General features: G+C 39.8%; 18 protein-coding genes. 9 read left to right on the top strand and 9 right to left on the bottom strand.

Annotated features, from left to right (window positions below; translation table 11 throughout):
• Nucleotides 1-8: 8 nt before the first annotated feature.
• The 3 genes from hemN (at nucleotide 9) to AN490_RS08655 (ending at nucleotide 2,572) form a co-directional block, all read left to right on the top strand.
• Nucleotides 9-1,391, top strand: coding sequence for an oxygen-independent coproporphyrinogen III oxidase (hemN, locus tag AN490_RS08665; protein ID WP_300001887.1), 1,383 nt, complete (start codon nucleotides 9-11; stop codon nucleotides 1,389-1,391).
• Nucleotides 1,392-1,536: 145 nt separating this feature from the next.
• Nucleotides 1,537-1,809: a GlsB/YeaQ/YmgE family stress response membrane protein gene (locus tag AN490_RS08660; protein WP_148762930.1), complete on the top strand. Its 273-nt coding sequence runs from the start codon at nucleotides 1,537-1,539 to the stop codon at nucleotides 1,807-1,809.
• A 61-nt stretch (nucleotides 1,810-1,870) separates the two neighbouring features.
• The gene (locus tag AN490_RS08655) at nucleotides 1,871-2,572 is read left to right on the top strand and encodes a manganese catalase family protein (protein WP_300001821.1); all 702 of its coding nucleotides are present in this window, start codon (nucleotides 1,871-1,873) and stop codon (nucleotides 2,570-2,572) included.
• A gap of 198 nt (nucleotides 2,573-2,770) precedes the next feature.
• Here AN490_RS08655 and AN490_RS08650 read toward each other — a convergent pair whose 3' ends face one another.
• Nucleotides 2,771-3,967: a site-2 protease family protein gene (locus AN490_RS08650; RefSeq protein WP_300001818.1), complete on the bottom strand. Its 1,197-nt coding sequence runs from the start codon at nucleotides 3,965-3,967 to the stop codon at nucleotides 2,771-2,773.
• A 342-nt stretch (nucleotides 3,968-4,309) separates the two neighbouring features.
• Between AN490_RS08650 and AN490_RS08645 the strand changes: the two genes are divergently transcribed.
• Nucleotides 4,310-4,504 carry a hypothetical protein gene (locus AN490_RS08645; RefSeq protein WP_300001815.1) on the top strand — a complete coding sequence of 65 codons (195 nt, stop codon included), beginning with the start codon at nucleotides 4,310-4,312 and terminating at the stop codon, nucleotides 4,502-4,504.
• Between the two features lie 222 nt (nucleotides 4,505-4,726).
• On the opposite strand, the gene AN490_RS08640 is transcribed toward AN490_RS08645, so the two are convergent.
• On the bottom strand, nucleotides 4,727-4,975 hold the full coding sequence (locus AN490_RS08640; protein WP_300001812.1) for a photosystem I reaction center subunit PsaK: 249 nt from the start codon (nucleotides 4,973-4,975) through the stop codon (nucleotides 4,727-4,729).
• Nucleotides 4,976-5,104: 129 nt separating this feature from the next.
• Here AN490_RS08640 and AN490_RS08635 point away from each other — a divergent pair, with 129 nt between their 5' ends.
• The gene (locus tag AN490_RS08635; RefSeq protein WP_300001884.1) at nucleotides 5,105-5,737 is read left to right on the top strand and encodes a phosphoribosylanthranilate isomerase; all 633 of its coding nucleotides are present in this window, start codon (nucleotides 5,105-5,107) and stop codon (nucleotides 5,735-5,737) included.
• A 214-nt stretch (nucleotides 5,738-5,951) separates the two neighbouring features.
• Here AN490_RS08635 and folE read toward each other — a convergent pair whose 3' ends face one another.
• The 4 genes from folE to AN490_RS08615 all read right to left on the bottom strand — a co-directional run bounded on the left by folE (nucleotide 5,952) and on the right by AN490_RS08615 (nucleotide 9,853).
• Complete coding sequence (gene folE / locus AN490_RS08630; protein ID WP_015079151.1) at nucleotides 5,952-6,659, bottom strand: GTP cyclohydrolase I FolE; 708 nt, start codon at nucleotides 6,657-6,659, stop codon at nucleotides 5,952-5,954.
• 200 nt (nucleotides 6,660-6,859) lie between these two features.
• Nucleotides 6,860-7,585 (bottom strand): SDR family oxidoreductase, encoded by a 726-nt coding sequence (locus AN490_RS08625; protein WP_300001808.1) that lies wholly within the window; start codon nucleotides 7,583-7,585, stop codon nucleotides 6,860-6,862.
• Nucleotides 7,586-7,743: 158 nt separating this feature from the next.
• Nucleotides 7,744-8,724, bottom strand: a complete 981-nt coding sequence (locus tag AN490_RS08620) for an acetyl-CoA carboxylase carboxyltransferase subunit alpha (RefSeq protein WP_015079153.1) — start codon at nucleotides 8,722-8,724, stop codon at nucleotides 7,744-7,746.
• Nucleotides 8,725-8,833: 109 nt separating this feature from the next.
• A complete protein-coding gene (locus AN490_RS08615; protein ID WP_015079154.1) occupies nucleotides 8,834-9,853 on the bottom strand; it encodes a long-chain acyl-[acyl-carrier-protein] reductase in 1,020 nt (339 codons plus the stop codon).
• Nucleotides 9,854-10,002: 149 nt separating this feature from the next.
• On the opposite strand from AN490_RS08615, the gene AN490_RS08610 reads away from it, so the two are divergent.
• Nucleotides 10,003-10,152: a hypothetical protein gene (locus tag AN490_RS08610; RefSeq protein WP_300001804.1), complete on the top strand. Its 150-nt coding sequence runs from the start codon at nucleotides 10,003-10,005 to the stop codon at nucleotides 10,150-10,152.
• On the opposite strand, the gene AN490_RS08605 is transcribed toward AN490_RS08610, so the two are convergent.
• Nucleotides 10,149-10,847, bottom strand: coding sequence for an aldehyde oxygenase (deformylating) (locus AN490_RS08605; protein WP_271823539.1), 699 nt, complete (start codon nucleotides 10,845-10,847; stop codon nucleotides 10,149-10,151). The two genes, AN490_RS08610 and AN490_RS08605, sit on opposite strands and share 4 nt — an antisense overlap.
• Before the next feature lie 332 nt (nucleotides 10,848-11,179).
• Entirely contained in the window at nucleotides 11,180-11,329 is a 150-nt protein-coding gene (locus tag AN490_RS08600; RefSeq protein ID WP_271823531.1) for a hypothetical protein, read from the bottom strand.
• A gap of 195 nt (nucleotides 11,330-11,524) precedes the next feature.
• Between AN490_RS08600 and AN490_RS08595 the strand changes: the two genes are divergently transcribed.
• The 3 genes from AN490_RS08595 to AN490_RS08585 are packed head-to-tail and all read left to right on the top strand — an operon-like array spanning nucleotide 11,525 to nucleotide 12,362.
• Nucleotides 11,525-11,785, top strand: coding sequence for a transporter suffix domain-containing protein (locus AN490_RS08595; protein WP_300001799.1), 261 nt, complete (start codon nucleotides 11,525-11,527; stop codon nucleotides 11,783-11,785).
• Between the two features lie 47 nt (nucleotides 11,786-11,832).
• A complete protein-coding gene (locus AN490_RS08590; RefSeq protein ID WP_300001796.1) occupies nucleotides 11,833-12,123 on the top strand; it encodes a 4a-hydroxytetrahydrobiopterin dehydratase in 291 nt (96 codons plus the stop codon).
• Nucleotides 12,124-12,134: 11 nt separating this feature from the next.
• Nucleotides 12,135-12,362 (top strand): hypothetical protein, encoded by a 228-nt coding sequence (locus tag AN490_RS08585; protein WP_300001793.1) that lies wholly within the window; start codon nucleotides 12,135-12,137, stop codon nucleotides 12,360-12,362.
• Here AN490_RS08585 and AN490_RS08580 read toward each other — a convergent pair.
• A complete protein-coding gene (locus AN490_RS08580; protein ID WP_168634303.1) occupies nucleotides 12,359-13,390 on the bottom strand; it encodes a hypothetical protein in 1,032 nt (343 codons plus the stop codon). The two genes, AN490_RS08585 and AN490_RS08580, sit on opposite strands and share 4 nt — an antisense overlap.
• Nucleotides 13,391-13,603 lie beyond the last annotated feature (213 nt).

The following is a 13,603-nucleotide window of genomic DNA, read 5'->3' as shown; positions in this document are numbered from 1 at the left end:
AGGCTGTAATGGTTTTTCTATTACCTGGTGTTAAGTTTGATTTTGATCTAATTCAAAAGTATGATACTCGCGCTCCTCGATATACGAGTTATCCCCCAGCAACGGAATTAAGTGAAAATTTCACTGCAAGAGATTTCCAATCTGCAATTACCGCTTCCAATCAAAGACAAACACCTCTATCCCTATATTTCCATATTCCTTTTTGCCAAAGTGCTTGTTATTTCTGCGGTTGCAATACCGTGATTACCAATAATAAGAAAATGGCTATTCCATATCTAGAACATTTGGAACAGGAAATCAAAAATACCTCAGATTTAATTGACAAAGATAGAAAAGTCCTTCAGATTCATTGGGGTGGAGGTACACCGAATTATTTAGAACTTGATCAAGTAGAATTTCTATGGAAAAATATTACCCGTAATTTCCCAATTGCTTCAGATGCAGAAGTATCCATTGAAATTAATCCCCGCTATGTGACTAGAGACTATATCTTATTTTTGCGAGATATTGGCTTTAATCGCATTAGTTTTGGGATTCAAGATTTTAACCCAGAAGTACAAAAAGCGGTGAATCGGATTCAACCAGAAGCACTACTTTTTGATGTGATGAGTTGGATTAAGGAGGCTAAATTTGATAGTGTCAATGTAGACTTAATTTACGGTTTACCTTATCAAACTCTTGACACTTTTCGGGAAACATTACACAAGACAATGGCATTGGATGCTGATAGAATTGTCGTGTTTAATTTTGCCTATGTTCCTTGGATTAAACCTGTACAAAAAATGATTCCCCAAGCCGCATTACCGGGAGCAGAAGAAAAGTTAGATATTCTCAAAATGACGATTGAGGAATTAACTAATAATGAGTATCTGTTTATTGGGATGGATCATTTTGCTAAAAATAACAATGAATTAGCGATCGCTCAACGTCATGGTACACTAAAACGTAATTTCCAAGGTTATACTACCCACGCGGAAACGGAATTGTTTGGGTTTGGTGCAACATCTATTAGTATGTTAGAAGATGCCTATGCTCAAAACCACAAGGAATTAAAGGATTATTACAAAGCAGTTGCAGCAGGTGTAATTCCTACCAGTAAAGGTATTAAACTCACTCAAGATGACATTATTAGACGGGATGTAATTATGTCAATAATGTCTCACTTTCAATTAAATAAGTCAGAGATTGAGCAGAAATATCATATCAATTTTGATAAATATTTTGGCTATGAACTCAAAGAATTAGCACCACTACAAGCGGATGGATTAGTAAATGTATTAGCAGACGAAATCCATATTACTGATATTGGTAGATTGCTAGTTAGAAATATTGCAGTTGTTTTCGATACTCATACAAGAACTAGAGAGACAAAATTCTCTCGTTCTATTTAATGAGCATTGGTATGTAGTGATGATTTATGAACAGAACAAAACTACATACCTTTTGATTTATACAGTTTATGTCATTAGGTAGAAATAAATAATATTAAGCTTTGATAAATTTGACATAACCTAAGTCAATTTTTTGAGGCAATCAATGAATATTATTACTTGGATAATTTTGGGACTATTAGCTGGTGTAATTGCCAAATCAATCTATCCTGGTTATCAAGGTGGGGGGATGATATCCACCATGATCTTAGGTATTGTTGGTGCTTTTATCGGTGGTACTTTATTTACTCTTCTCCGCACAGGGACTTTACAACTGACATCGGCATCTTTAAGTATTCCTGGAGTAATAGTGGCAGTTCTTGGGGCAATTATTGCCATTTATTTGTGGGGATTATTCCAAAGAGGCAGCAGGGCATAACTTACTAATAGTTATGCTGATGGATTTTGTTGTTTGAGTTGAAATCAAAAGAGCTAAAACTATGTTTTTTCATAAAAAAGAACCGATTCATGCTGTTAAAGTTGATGAAGCAAATCCCCGTTTTGCTCAGTTGATGTTAGAACAATTTGGTGGTGCAACTGGTGAACTTTCAGCAGCTTTACAATATTGGGTACAATCTTTTCATGTAGAAAATCCTGGAATTAAGGATATGCTCCAGGATATTGCTATCGAGGAATTTGGTCATTTAGAAATGGTTGGAAAACTCATCGAAATGCACACCAAAAATACTGACCAAACAGAAGCATATAAAAGTACCTTATTTGCGGTTCGAGGTATTGGACCCCATTTTCTTGATAGTCAGGGAAGTGCTTGGACAGCAAGTTATTTGAATGAAGGTGGTGATGTTGTCCGCGATTTACGTGCTAATATTGCCGCTGAAGCCGGTGCTAGGCAAACTTATGAAGCGTTGATTAAACTAGCAACAGATGAGGGAACTAAACAGACTTTAGTACATTTATTAACGCGAGAAATTTCTCATACTCAGATGTTTATGAAGGCTTTAGATTCTCTAGGTAAGTTGACTGAACCTCTTTTTGGTAATATCAAACCCGATGAAACCGTCTCTCTTTATTATAATTTATCAACAGACGGAGCGACTAAAGATCAGCGTGGTCCTTGGAATTCTGAACCAACATTTGAATATATCTCTAATCCTCTAGAGATGGTAATGAATGCTCAATAAAAATTTTATTGTCTGAATCAGGATTTACAGGATTAAAAGATTAACAGGATGTGATATTTATTAATCCTGTTAATCCTAAAATCCTGGGTATCCTGATTCAGACATTATTATATTCATTAATTCTGTTCGCGTAGCGTGGCGTTAGCCATAAATCCTCAAATCCTGGATATCCTGATATGGCTACGCTATCAGACAATTTCATTTTTCCACAGACTTCGCTATTACCCCTAATTGTAAACCTAGAGGAAAACTCCCTTCTTCCTTGATGCGTTTAATTTCCGCAGCAGTAATTGGTAAATTTAACCTTTGTGCTAATGCTTGGACAATATCCCCTCTATCAATGACACCAGCAACAGCATCCGCAGGAGAAAGAACAGTAATCTGAGGTAATTGTTCAGTTTCTAATTTCTTAATTACCTCTGCTAAAGAAGTAGATTCAATAACAGTAGGAATTGTATTTAGGGGATGAACAATACTTTGTAAAATTTGGGTTTCCCATTCACTTCTTCGGGTAGTTCGCAAATCATTAATATTAACTAAACCGCGATAACGACCATCAGCAGCCGCAAAATAAACTTCTGGTGTAGTAGTTTCTAAAAGATAAGAATCAGCGAATTCTCGCAATGTTTGATTAGCATCAACTACCCGAAAATTACGAGTCATACCATCAGATACTACTAACTTTAGTAAAGTTTCTTGTAATGTAGTTACCCGGTCATAACTGTTAGCATTACGAACCGCAAACCAACCGATCAAAACAATCCATAAACCCGTGATAAATTCTCTGGTGAAGAAATCAATCGCAAATCCCAAAGCGATCGCAGTATAACCTAAAATTTGTCCAGCTTTTGCAGCCCAGTGTACAGCTTTAAAGCGATCGCCTGTAATTTTCCACAAAGCCGCTTTTAACACCTGTCCCCCGTCCAAAGGTAAACCAGGAATTAAATTAAATAAAGCCACAACTAAGTTAATTCTTGATAAATCTCCCATCATTTCATGCAAAGGATTACTATCAGGAATAACACTCGCACCCAGACGCAGTAAGAAAAATAGGATAACACTTACCGCAGGTCCAGCGATCGCTACTTGAAAAGCTTTACCAGGAGTTTTTGATTCCTCCTCGATGGCCGCAACTCCCCCAAACAAAAACAAAGTAATAGAATTCACCTTAATTCCTTGGGACTGTGCCACCAAGCTATGTCCCAACTCATGCAGTAGCACCGAAGCAAATAACAACAGTGCCATAATCAAACCAGCACTCCAACCCGCGACAGTCCCCCATTGTTGGTAAGCAAATCCAAAATTCAGAGTAGTTAACCCCAAAATTACAAACCATAAGGGGTCTAAAAATAAAGGAATACCAAATAAAGAACCTATTTGCCAATTAGTTTGCATAACATCAATTTATCTAGTTTTTCAATACCTTCAACAAAATCCTGAACCCCATTAATATCCTAACGATTTTATTGGTTTTCGGATCTATATTTGCACAGAATCATAAAATCCATTAATTCATCCGTCTTTATCTGCGTTTATCTGCGTTTATCTGCGGTCAATTATTCTGAGAATTTAATTCCTCAAAAACCAAAAATTGTGAAATAATTATTCAATCTTAAATAAAACAGACGAGTCAATATTTTCGGCTCTACCGCTCCCTTTATGATATTTTCGGTAAAATATCCCTGAAACCCCTACACCGATTGGATTTGAGGTCGCTTATTAATTTAGATTAAACCCATGTACACCAATGGTTTTGGATATATTAAAAGGATGTTTGATCATAAGGGGAACGGTAGAACCATATTTTCTAAGCTAAAAAAAGCTGAACAACTTCTAATTACTGCCATAGAATTACCAAATATTTGCGTCCAAAATCTTAATATAATAAAATACAAAGGTGTTTGCTGCGGTTCTTTTTCAGCTAGTCCTTAATTATGAGACAGATCAGTAAATCTAAAAAAAATGCTAATTGCTACCAATAGGATCAATAAAAATTTAACTGGAAAATATTTACTATTCAATTTTGATTTGAACATAGGTATGAATATTAATTATGTCAACCAGCAAAGTGGTTAGGACATTAGCGGTAAGTAATTTGATTTTTACCTACCGCTGAATTTTTACTCTCTATAGCAAGAGAGGATGAAATCGAACTTACAAGCGACCAATATTAGTTAGTCCTAACACAATACCAATACCAATCACATGACCAAAAGCCATTGCCCCAATGAATCCTGGTATACTCACAGGTAATACAGGCATCCTTGGTCCGACTTTAGCAGATTTGAGTGCAAAAGTGAATAAAAGTACAACTGCGCTGCTGGCGCTGATAATGATACCGACTGTAGGACTCCACACTGGTGTAACAGGAACGGATGCTGCGGCTAATAAAACTGATAACATGAAAGTGTGTTCTCCTGATTGAAAAAATGAATATAATCCTACCGAATTATAAAATTACTAAGGACAAAGCAAAAGTTTTTAACTTGAATTAAGATACTTTTGTGATTATTTGTAACTTTTCAGATGAAAATTCGGGTTAAAATTTGCGGTATTACTCAACCAGAGCAGTCTCTAGCTATAACTTCCCTGGGTGCAACAGCGCTAGGATTTATCTGTGTTCCCAGTTCCCCTCGCTACGTTAATATAGCTCAAATTCAGGCAGCTATCGCTCCAATTCCCCCAAATATTGATAAAATCGGCGTTTTTGCTAACACCACTATTTCCGAAATTACTCAAATAGTTAAAAAGTCTCGTTTAACTGGTGTCCAGCTACATGGAGACGAAACACCAGAATTTTGCCATCAATTACGTCAATCTTTATCCCAAGTAGAAATTATTAAAGCTATACGAGTCCGCAGTTTAGAGCATCTACAAACCACCACGCATTATACAGATTATGTAGATACCCTACTACTTGATGCCTACCATCCCCAACACCTAGGAGGAACAGGACAAACCCTAGATTGGCCAATGTTAAATCAGGAATTTAGCCCCTCTCTTCCTTGGTTCTTAGCCGGAGGACTCACACCAGATAATATTTTGACTGCTTTAAGTCAAATTAAACCCCATGGTATTGATTTATCCAGTGGTGTCGAACACTCACCAGGTAACAAAGATTTAGACAAAGTAGCTCTATTATTTCAAAATCTAGGGAATAGGTAATTGGTCAGTTGTCAGTGGGGCGAAGCATTTGGAAGATAAATTATCGGTCATTGCCAAAAATAGTTCTCCAAATGCTTCGCCCGTACAGTTGTCAGTTGTTCGTTGTCAGTGGTCAGTTGTCAGTTAAAAAAATCTGTTCCCTGCTCCCTGTTCCCTGTTCCCCGTTCCCTGTTCCCTGTTCCCTGTTCCCTTTTCCCCGTTCCCTGTTCCCTCATTAAAAGAATGACGGTTGGTGACGAATCAAGCTGAAGAATTCTTCACGGGTTTTCTGTTCTTCCTGGAATACTCCTACCATTGAACTGGTAACTGTCCAAGAACCAGGTTTTTGCACTCCACGCATTACCATGCACATATGACTGGCTTCCATGACGACAGCAACACCTTTAGGTTCGAGAACGGTTTGCAGTGCTTCAGCAATTTGTCGAGTTAGTCTTTCTTGGACTTGTAACCGGCGAGAATACATTTCCACAATCCGTGCTAGTTTACTTAATCCCACCACTTTTTGATTGGGAATATAAGCCACGTGCGCTCTACCCATAAATGGCAACATATGATGTTCGCATAGGCTAAAGAAGTTAATATCTCTAACTAACACCATTTCATCATGTCCTTCATCAAAAATAGCACCATTGATGAGGTCTTCTAAAGATTGATTATAGCCACTGGTAAGAAACTTCATCGCCTTAGCTACGCGCTTGGGTGTTTTCAGAAGTCCTTCCCGTTCAGGATCTTCTCCTACTCCCACAATCATTGTTCGCACCGCTGCCATCATTTCATCCATGATTTCCTCAGATGGTGGATGTATTTGTGGTTCTTTGCCATTATGGGTATTGCGGTCTGGTCGGACATTGATAGCTTCTGCTAAATCAGGAATGAGAGGTGATTGGGAAGTGTTAGAACCGTTTGAACCAGCGATAGTCATGATTGAATTTTAGTAATTTATCAGTTGTCAGTTGTCAGTTGTCAGTAGGGGCGAAGCATTTGGAAGATAAATTATCGGTCATTAGTAGGGGCGAAGCATTTGGAAGATAAATTATCGGTCATTGCCAAAAATAGTTCTCCAAATGCTTCGCCCGTACAGTTGTCAGTGGTAATTAAAGAGATAAATGATAAAATCACCAATTAGAGAACACCAGCATTGGACATAATCGTCAATTCTTGAATTACTGCTTCTTGTGGTAATAAGACAGTGTGCAGAATTGTTGCCGCCACAATTTCTGGAGTTAACATTTGGGAACGGTCAAAGTTAGCTTGGACTGTAGGTGTATCCCAAATTTCTGTATTCACAGAACCAGGACAAATGGCAATGACGCGAATGCCATTAGCACGTTCTTCTTGTGCGAGGGTTTGGGATAGGAAAAGAAGTCCTGCTTTGCTGACGCAGTAAGCGCCCCAACCCGGAAAAGCTTGTTTGCCAGCTATAGAAGCAATATTAATAATTGTGCCTTGGCCTTGTTGGCGCATTCCTGGCAAAATTCCCATCATGCACTGAAAGACACTGGTGAGATTTAAATTAATTACCTGTTGCCAGTCTTCTAAAGGTGTTTCACTCAGGTTGCCCGTATATCCAATCCCAGCGTTATTGATGAGAATATTTATGTTGCCAAATTCCTCAGCTATTCCTTGAATTTTGGATTTAACCTGGGTAACTTCAGCTAAGTCTACACAAAAGGCTTTGGCTTCTACTCCTAACTCCTGTGCAGCTTTAGCTACGGACTCTAGTTTATCCTGAGAACGGCTGACCAATGCTACATCTATCCCAGCCTTGGCAAATGCCAAAGCTGTTGCTTTGCCAATTCCGCTACTAGCACCAGTAATTAAGGCGCGTCTTTTTTGCTCAAAATTCATGATATTTTCCAACTTTTTGGCAATGCTGTCAGCCAACAGATGCTCATAAAACCAAGTAAATACAAATGCTTATAGCTCTTGAAGATTGTTAAAAATCTTTAAGCAGCCATAGGCAATTATAGCATTGCTGTAATTCTATGCCATTTTCTTGAGTATTTTTAGTGAGCAAGTTCTGTGAAAACGCCGATATTACGGAATTTATCATAACGGAGTTGGCGACGTTCAGCAGGTGTCAGACGGTTCAGTTCGTCTAAGTTTTCTAGCAAGGCTTGTTTCAAGTTTGTCGCTGCTGTTAAAGGGTCTGAGTGTGCGCCACCCAAGGGTTCAGGGAGAATTTGGTCAATAATGCCCAAGTTTTTGAGGTCGTGGGAGATAATTTTTAAGGCTACGGCGGCCAGGTGAGATTTACTGGCATCTTTCCACAAAATTGCAGCGCAGGCTTCCGGGGTAGCGACGGTATAAACTGAGTGTTCAAACATCAATAGGCGATCGCCTACACCAATACCTAACGCCCCACCAGAACCACCTTCACCAATAACTGTGCAAATGATGGGTACGTCAAAGCTGAACATTTCCCGCAGGTTATAGGCGATCGCTTCTCCTTGTCCTTGGTGTTCGGCTTCTATGCCTGCCCAAGCCCCAGGAGTATCAATAAAGGTCAAAATTGGCATACTAAACTTATTGGCGTGTTCCATGAGGCGCAGAGCCTTACGATAGCCACCAGGAGCAGCCATGCCAAAGTTACGAGCCACGTTATCTTTAGTATCCCGGCCTTTTTGATGTCCTAACATCATCACAGGTTGTCCAGCTATGCGCCCGACACCACCCACTAAAGCCGGATCATCTCCGCCACAGCGATCGCCATGCAACTCCATCCATTCATCACTAATAGATTGAATATAATCTAAAGTGCTAGGGCGGCGGGGATGACGGGCTACCTGCAATCGTTGAGATGGTGTCAGACTACTAAAAATCTCTTCCCGTAATTGCGTCGCCCGTGTCTCTAGTTGGCGAATTTGTCCAGAAACATCAACACCATTTTCTTCAGCCAGTTGGCGAATTTGGTCAATGCGAGTGGCCAGTTCTGCTAAAGGCTTTTCAAAATCTAACAGTAGCGGTTTGCGCTCAGTGGTTGCCATAGTTATCTTAGTTGTCAGTTGTCAGTTGTTGGTTGTCAGTTGTCAGTCGTCCGTTGTCAGTTGTTAGTTGTCTTTTCTTTGCCACTGACCACTGACCACTGACTAATGACTAAACTAGCAATGGTCTAAAACCGTGTTTAATGGACACACGACCAATTTGCTCCATTTTGTCTACGGTAATCTGATTACGCCCCCAAGAAAAGTTTGTATATAACTTCTCAAATTCCAATAACATTGATTCTGCAAAACAAGCAAATAATTGCCGACCTGGCACATCCATATTGACAATTTTCATAATTTTCCAGTCAATATCTAGGGAATGCTCCACAATGCCACCATTTAACACATACACCCCTGGGTGCTGAATTTTTGTGCCTAAGTTTTTAGGATAGCCACCATCAATCAATAGACAGGGTTGTTTTAATGTTGTCGGGTCAATTTCTACGCCTTTGGGCATACTCGCCACCCAGACGACAATATCTGCTTGGGGTAATGCTTCCTGTAATCCCATGATTTTACCGCGTCCTAGTTCTGCTTGCAGTTCTTGGAGACGTTCTTGATTTCTAGCAATTAATAGTAATTCTTGGACATCTGTTTTTTTATCTAGCCAGCGGGTGACTGCGCTACCAATATCCCCCGTTGCACCGCACACAGCTACAGTTGCTTTGGACAATTCAATCCCTAGTTGTTTAGAGGCTTCTTCTACTTGCCGACAAATAATGTAAGCTGTATGAGTATTGCCTGTGGTGAAGCGTTCAAAATCTAGGTTAATATTGCGGACTTGTTTGAACTGCTCTAAATTAAAGTTCTCAAAAATAATTGAGGAAAATCCTCCCAAAGCTGTAATATCAATGCCATGCTTTTGAGCATGAGCCATAGCGTTGAGAATTTTCCGCGTGGCAGCTTTAATACGACGATTGGCCAGCATTTCTGGCAAAAAGCAAGATTCTACATACTTTCCTTCTATTTTCTGCCCGGTGATACTGGTGACAGTGATATGATCAACTATTTGCGGCGGGGCGCTACACCAAAAGTCTAGCCCTTGATCGGCATATTCTGGATATCCCAATTCTTGAGCTACTGATTGAGCGTGTTCTAAACTAGTCAGATGTCCAATTAAACCAAACATGGAGTGATATATTAGGCGTGTGCTGTCGTGCAAAACTGTGGAATTAGTGGGCAATACCAACTTTGGATTTGAGATTTTGGATTTTGGAGAAATCGCAAACTATAGTATCTAATTATTAAAAATACTACATAAGGGGTCAATGTTCACAGTTGACGGTTGACTACAGAACTATTACTCCCCTACCTCCCCTACCTCCCCTACTTCCCCTACTTCCCCTACCTCCCCTACCTCCCCTACTTCCCCTACCTCCCCTACCTCCCTGGGGTAACAAAGTCGTCACCCCTGTGGGCAGTTATTAAACGGTTGCCAGTCCGTAGGCAGAAAGACGCATGATGTCACGGGTGGTAAAGCCAATGTTACTTAATGCTTCACCGTATTGAATCATAAAGTCTTCTACTAAAGCATCTTTTTCCATTGCTAAGACTTTGGCATCGTCTGCTACTTCGTTCAGCATTTTCCAGACAATGGGCAGATTTTGGCGGTTTGCTGCTTCTAATTCGGCTTGAGATTCTGTAAAGTTTTCTTGCAACCACACTTCACCAAAGTTAAGATGGCTGTATTCTTCTTTTACAACTCCTTCTGTGATTTTACGAGCAAAATCATCAGCTACGGGAATGTAGATATTATAGGCAGCGATCGCAAAACATTCGATAATTAAAGATTGAATCAAAAGGCAAGTAACTACTTTACCTTCTTTGGCTGCGGCTTGGAAATTCTCATGTAGTCCCAAGAAAAACTTTTTCGCAAATTCTAAATCTGGAGTCACTTTTAAATTCCGTCCACAGGCTTCAAAACCTTTTTTGTGGCGACTTTCCATTTTCGAGAGACGAATTAATTCCTCTTCCTGTGCTGGCAGCAGTTTCGCTAATGTAATGTAATTTTCGTGGGCTTCTTGTTCCCCTTCAATGACAATGGCATTGATGCGGCTATAAGCATCTTTATATATTTCGCTTTGGAAATCAATTTTTTCAATTTGGTCTACAAGCTGCTGCATATTCGGTGTTACTCCGTTGTCCATGAATCATTTAATACAAAAACTTAAATTACCCGATCAATTTGGGGTAATTATCACTGTGATTTAATTTAACTTAACAAGAAACTATAGTTATTAAATTAGTTTTTACTGATGGTTGTACCAACAGAAAAACAAATGTATGGAGTCATAGCCAATGTCCAAGCTAAACTGGAATCTAAAAAAATGCCAATTTGTTGAGCCTGTTAGTAGCGCTAACAAGTGCATTTATAGGGTTACTGCCGCTAATTGTGGTTTTTCTGACCTCTTTGGGGGGGTGAGAAACAGCAGGGGGTTGCCACAATAATTGGACTTTAGCCAATTACCGGGGGGTAGGGACAAGGGAAGTTTTTACTGGCCCTTGCTAATTCTACCTTAGTAGCGATCGCAGTTATGGCTTTTCCAATTTTCACTTTCAGTTCTAAACTTGATATAGCGGTATGCACTTGTATGAGATACATCATAGTCTCCTCGCACCCCCTCAATCCCCCCCGCGGCGGGGGGAAGAAAAGGATAAACTTGTATCTTACTCAACCTATAACCGCTATAAGCCATTCTTTGTCCGTCTGGGCGAGACAAAATTCTAAAGACTGTAGATTAAATCACTCCAGCCACAGATATAAAAATACTAAACTCAGATTCCGTCATCATCATCAAATATGCAAAAGTTTGGTTTAGTGTTAATTATCATCTCATTTTTACCGTGGCTGATCATTGCTGTAATTGTACCATTTATACCAATTTCTCTCGCCCAAAAAGCTATATTAGTCCCAGCGTTATTAGTTTTAGCTGAAGTTCTTTTTTGGTTAGGTGCATTGCTGGTAGGAAAAGAAGTAGTGCAAAAGTATCGCCGTTATTTAAATTTCCGTTATCTAAATATACTCGTCAAAAGATGGAAGCGGAAAAATAGAAAAAGATGATAATTAGATAGAATCAGTATTTATAAATCTCTATGTAGGTTAGGAAAATGGCAGCACAAAAACTCAGCGAAGCAGAACTAAAATTAGCCCTCAATAGTTTACCAGGATGGCAAATTAAAGAAGGCAAATTATACAAAGAATATAAATTTAGCTCCTTTGCAACTGCGTTAGGTTGGATGGTTAGTGTGGGTGTTCACGCGGAAAAACTTGGACATCACCCGGAATGGTTTAATGTTTACAGTACAGTCAAGGTAAATCTTATTACTCACGACATCGGTAATGCTATCAGTGATTTAGATTTAGAATTAGCGCAGAAAATGGAAGAATTAGCGCCGTAAGATTGGGGAAGTTGGGGAAGTTAAGTTGGGGAAGTTGGGGAAGTTGGGGAAGTTGGGGAAGTTGGGGAAGTTGGGGAAGTTGGGGAAGTTGGGGAAGTTGGGGAAGTTGGGGACTGAGAAAGAGTTTGACTAATTACCAATTACCAATTACCAATTACCAATCACCAATTACCAATTACCAATTACCAATCACCAATCACCAATCACCAATCACCAATTACCCATTACCCATTACTTAACTCGTTTCCTGAATTTGTAAGCGGATAGTGTGTTCTGTTGTACCGCTTAATTGCAGTTCCATGATTTCCCCTCCTAGAGGTTCTATGCAGGTGAGGAGCGATCGCAAATTGGGCGTACTTGCACCAGTATCCACATATAACCTATCCGCTAAACTACTAATTTTTTTCCAGGTCATGTACAATTTGCCAATGGTTTGTTCAATTTGTGATGCTTGATTTACCAAGTCAGCGGCGATACTTAAACAACCGACTCGTTGAGCTTCTTCTAGTGCAGTTTCAATATCTACATCTTCCGCTATTAACGCTTGCACTTGGGCAGCAGATTTGAGATATTTGGCTAATTGTCGGGCTTCTGAGGTAGCTTGTTTAACAGTATCAACATCAGGATTGGCGGCTATATCCCTTTGTAAGGCCTTTTGGTGCAATTCGGGTAGTTTTTCCATTTCCTTGACCAGAGGGGCAATGTAGCGCGGTGGCAGACTGTTATCTGCGGCTTTTTCCCTAACTTCTTCTGGTAATAAATCGGAGGACATGGCTGTCCATTCGTCACTGAGTTGACGGACTTCTCTGCGGGTAATGCGATCGCCTTTCTCCGCAGCTTCACTGACCATCTGTTGTACTTCTGGAGACGCTTTGGCGGTTTCTACAAATGCCCGTTTACTAAAGTTATTAACCGTGTCTGGGTTCAGTTTGCCATCTGATATCAAGGTATCAGCACTATTGGCTAATTGAATCCAACTATAGGCTTGAGTCTTACTGATTTCGCGCTCTTTGAGCCATTTAAGAAAACCCGCACCGCGTCCATCTCCGCCCTTTTTCTCTCGGTCACGGATAGAGCGTAAAATGCGACCACGCCAAATTTCTGTTTGTAAATCAAAGCGATCGCATACCTGCCATGCTACATCAAGTTGTTGTAAAAAATCGGACTCAGGAATTTGTTCATCTTCTGGATCAGGTAATGCAAAGTCTAAATCTGCTGGCTGTTGGAGTGCAGCAGCAATGTCATTCATAGAGTCGGTATCTTGCACGATGGATAGCTGGTTGGGGTATGCGATTTAGCTTATATTCACGCAATTTACTATTTTGACAATTGGTGAATCAAGCAAGTAAGTATTTTACTTTAAAAATTAAATTTTAGGGGACTGGGAAATTGACACTCTCAGGGAGCCAAGCCACTGAGATTCTACTGACAGAATTAGATTAAAGGTTTAGCCTAATCTAATCTCGCTGCGACCGTCAAA

It is taken from the genome of Anabaena sp. AL09 (assembly GCF_001672255.1).
In the GTDB taxonomy this organism is placed as follows: domain Bacteria; phylum Cyanobacteriota; class Cyanobacteriia; order Cyanobacteriales; family Nostocaceae; genus Dolichospermum; species Dolichospermum lemmermannii.
The sequence above is the reverse complement of the archived record's forward strand: the minus strand, read 5'-3'. Positions and strand labels throughout refer to the sequence as shown.

Excerpts from the sequence above, each read along its gene's own strand:
- hemN (WP_300001887.1), top strand. The coding sequence starts at position 9 with ATGGTTTTTCTATTACCTGGTGTTAAGTTTGATTTTGATCTAATTCAA.
- AN490_RS08640 (WP_300001812.1), bottom strand. The coding sequence starts at position 4,975 with ATGTTATCAGTTTTATTAGCCGCAGCATCCGTTCCTGTTACACCAGTG.
- AN490_RS08590 (WP_300001796.1), top strand. The coding sequence starts at position 11,833 with ATGGCAGCACAAAAACTCAGCGAAGCAGAACTAAAATTAGCCCTCAAT.
- AN490_RS08595 (WP_300001799.1), top strand. The coding sequence starts at position 11,525 with ATGCAAAAGTTTGGTTTAGTGTTAATTATCATCTCATTTTTACCGTGG.
- AN490_RS08605 (WP_271823539.1), bottom strand. The coding sequence starts at position 10,847 with ATGCAGCAGCTTGTAGACCAAATTGAAAAAATTGATTTCCAAAGCGAA.
- AN490_RS08625 (WP_300001808.1), bottom strand. The coding sequence starts at position 7,585 with ATGAATTTTGAGCAAAAAAGACGCGCCTTAATTACTGGTGCTAGTAGC.
- AN490_RS08650 (WP_300001818.1), bottom strand. The coding sequence starts at position 3,967 with ATGCAAACTAATTGGCAAATAGGTTCTTTATTTGGTATTCCTTTATTT.
- AN490_RS08660 (WP_148762930.1), top strand. The coding sequence starts at position 1,537 with ATGAATATTATTACTTGGATAATTTTGGGACTATTAGCTGGTGTAATT.
- AN490_RS08615 (WP_015079154.1), bottom strand. The coding sequence starts at position 9,853 with ATGTTTGGTTTAATTGGACATCTGACTAGTTTAGAACACGCTCAATCA.
- AN490_RS08620 (WP_015079153.1), bottom strand. The coding sequence starts at position 8,724 with ATGGCAACCACTGAGCGCAAACCGCTACTGTTAGATTTTGAAAAGCCT.
- AN490_RS08645 (WP_300001815.1), top strand. The coding sequence starts at position 4,310 with ATGTACACCAATGGTTTTGGATATATTAAAAGGATGTTTGATCATAAG.
- AN490_RS08600 (WP_271823531.1), bottom strand. The coding sequence starts at position 11,329 with ATGATGTATCTCATACAAGTGCATACCGCTATATCAAGTTTAGAACTG.
- AN490_RS08655 (WP_300001821.1), top strand. The coding sequence starts at position 1,871 with ATGTTTTTTCATAAAAAAGAACCGATTCATGCTGTTAAAGTTGATGAA.
- folE (WP_015079151.1), bottom strand. The coding sequence starts at position 6,659 with ATGACTATCGCTGGTTCAAACGGTTCTAACACTTCCCAATCACCTCTC.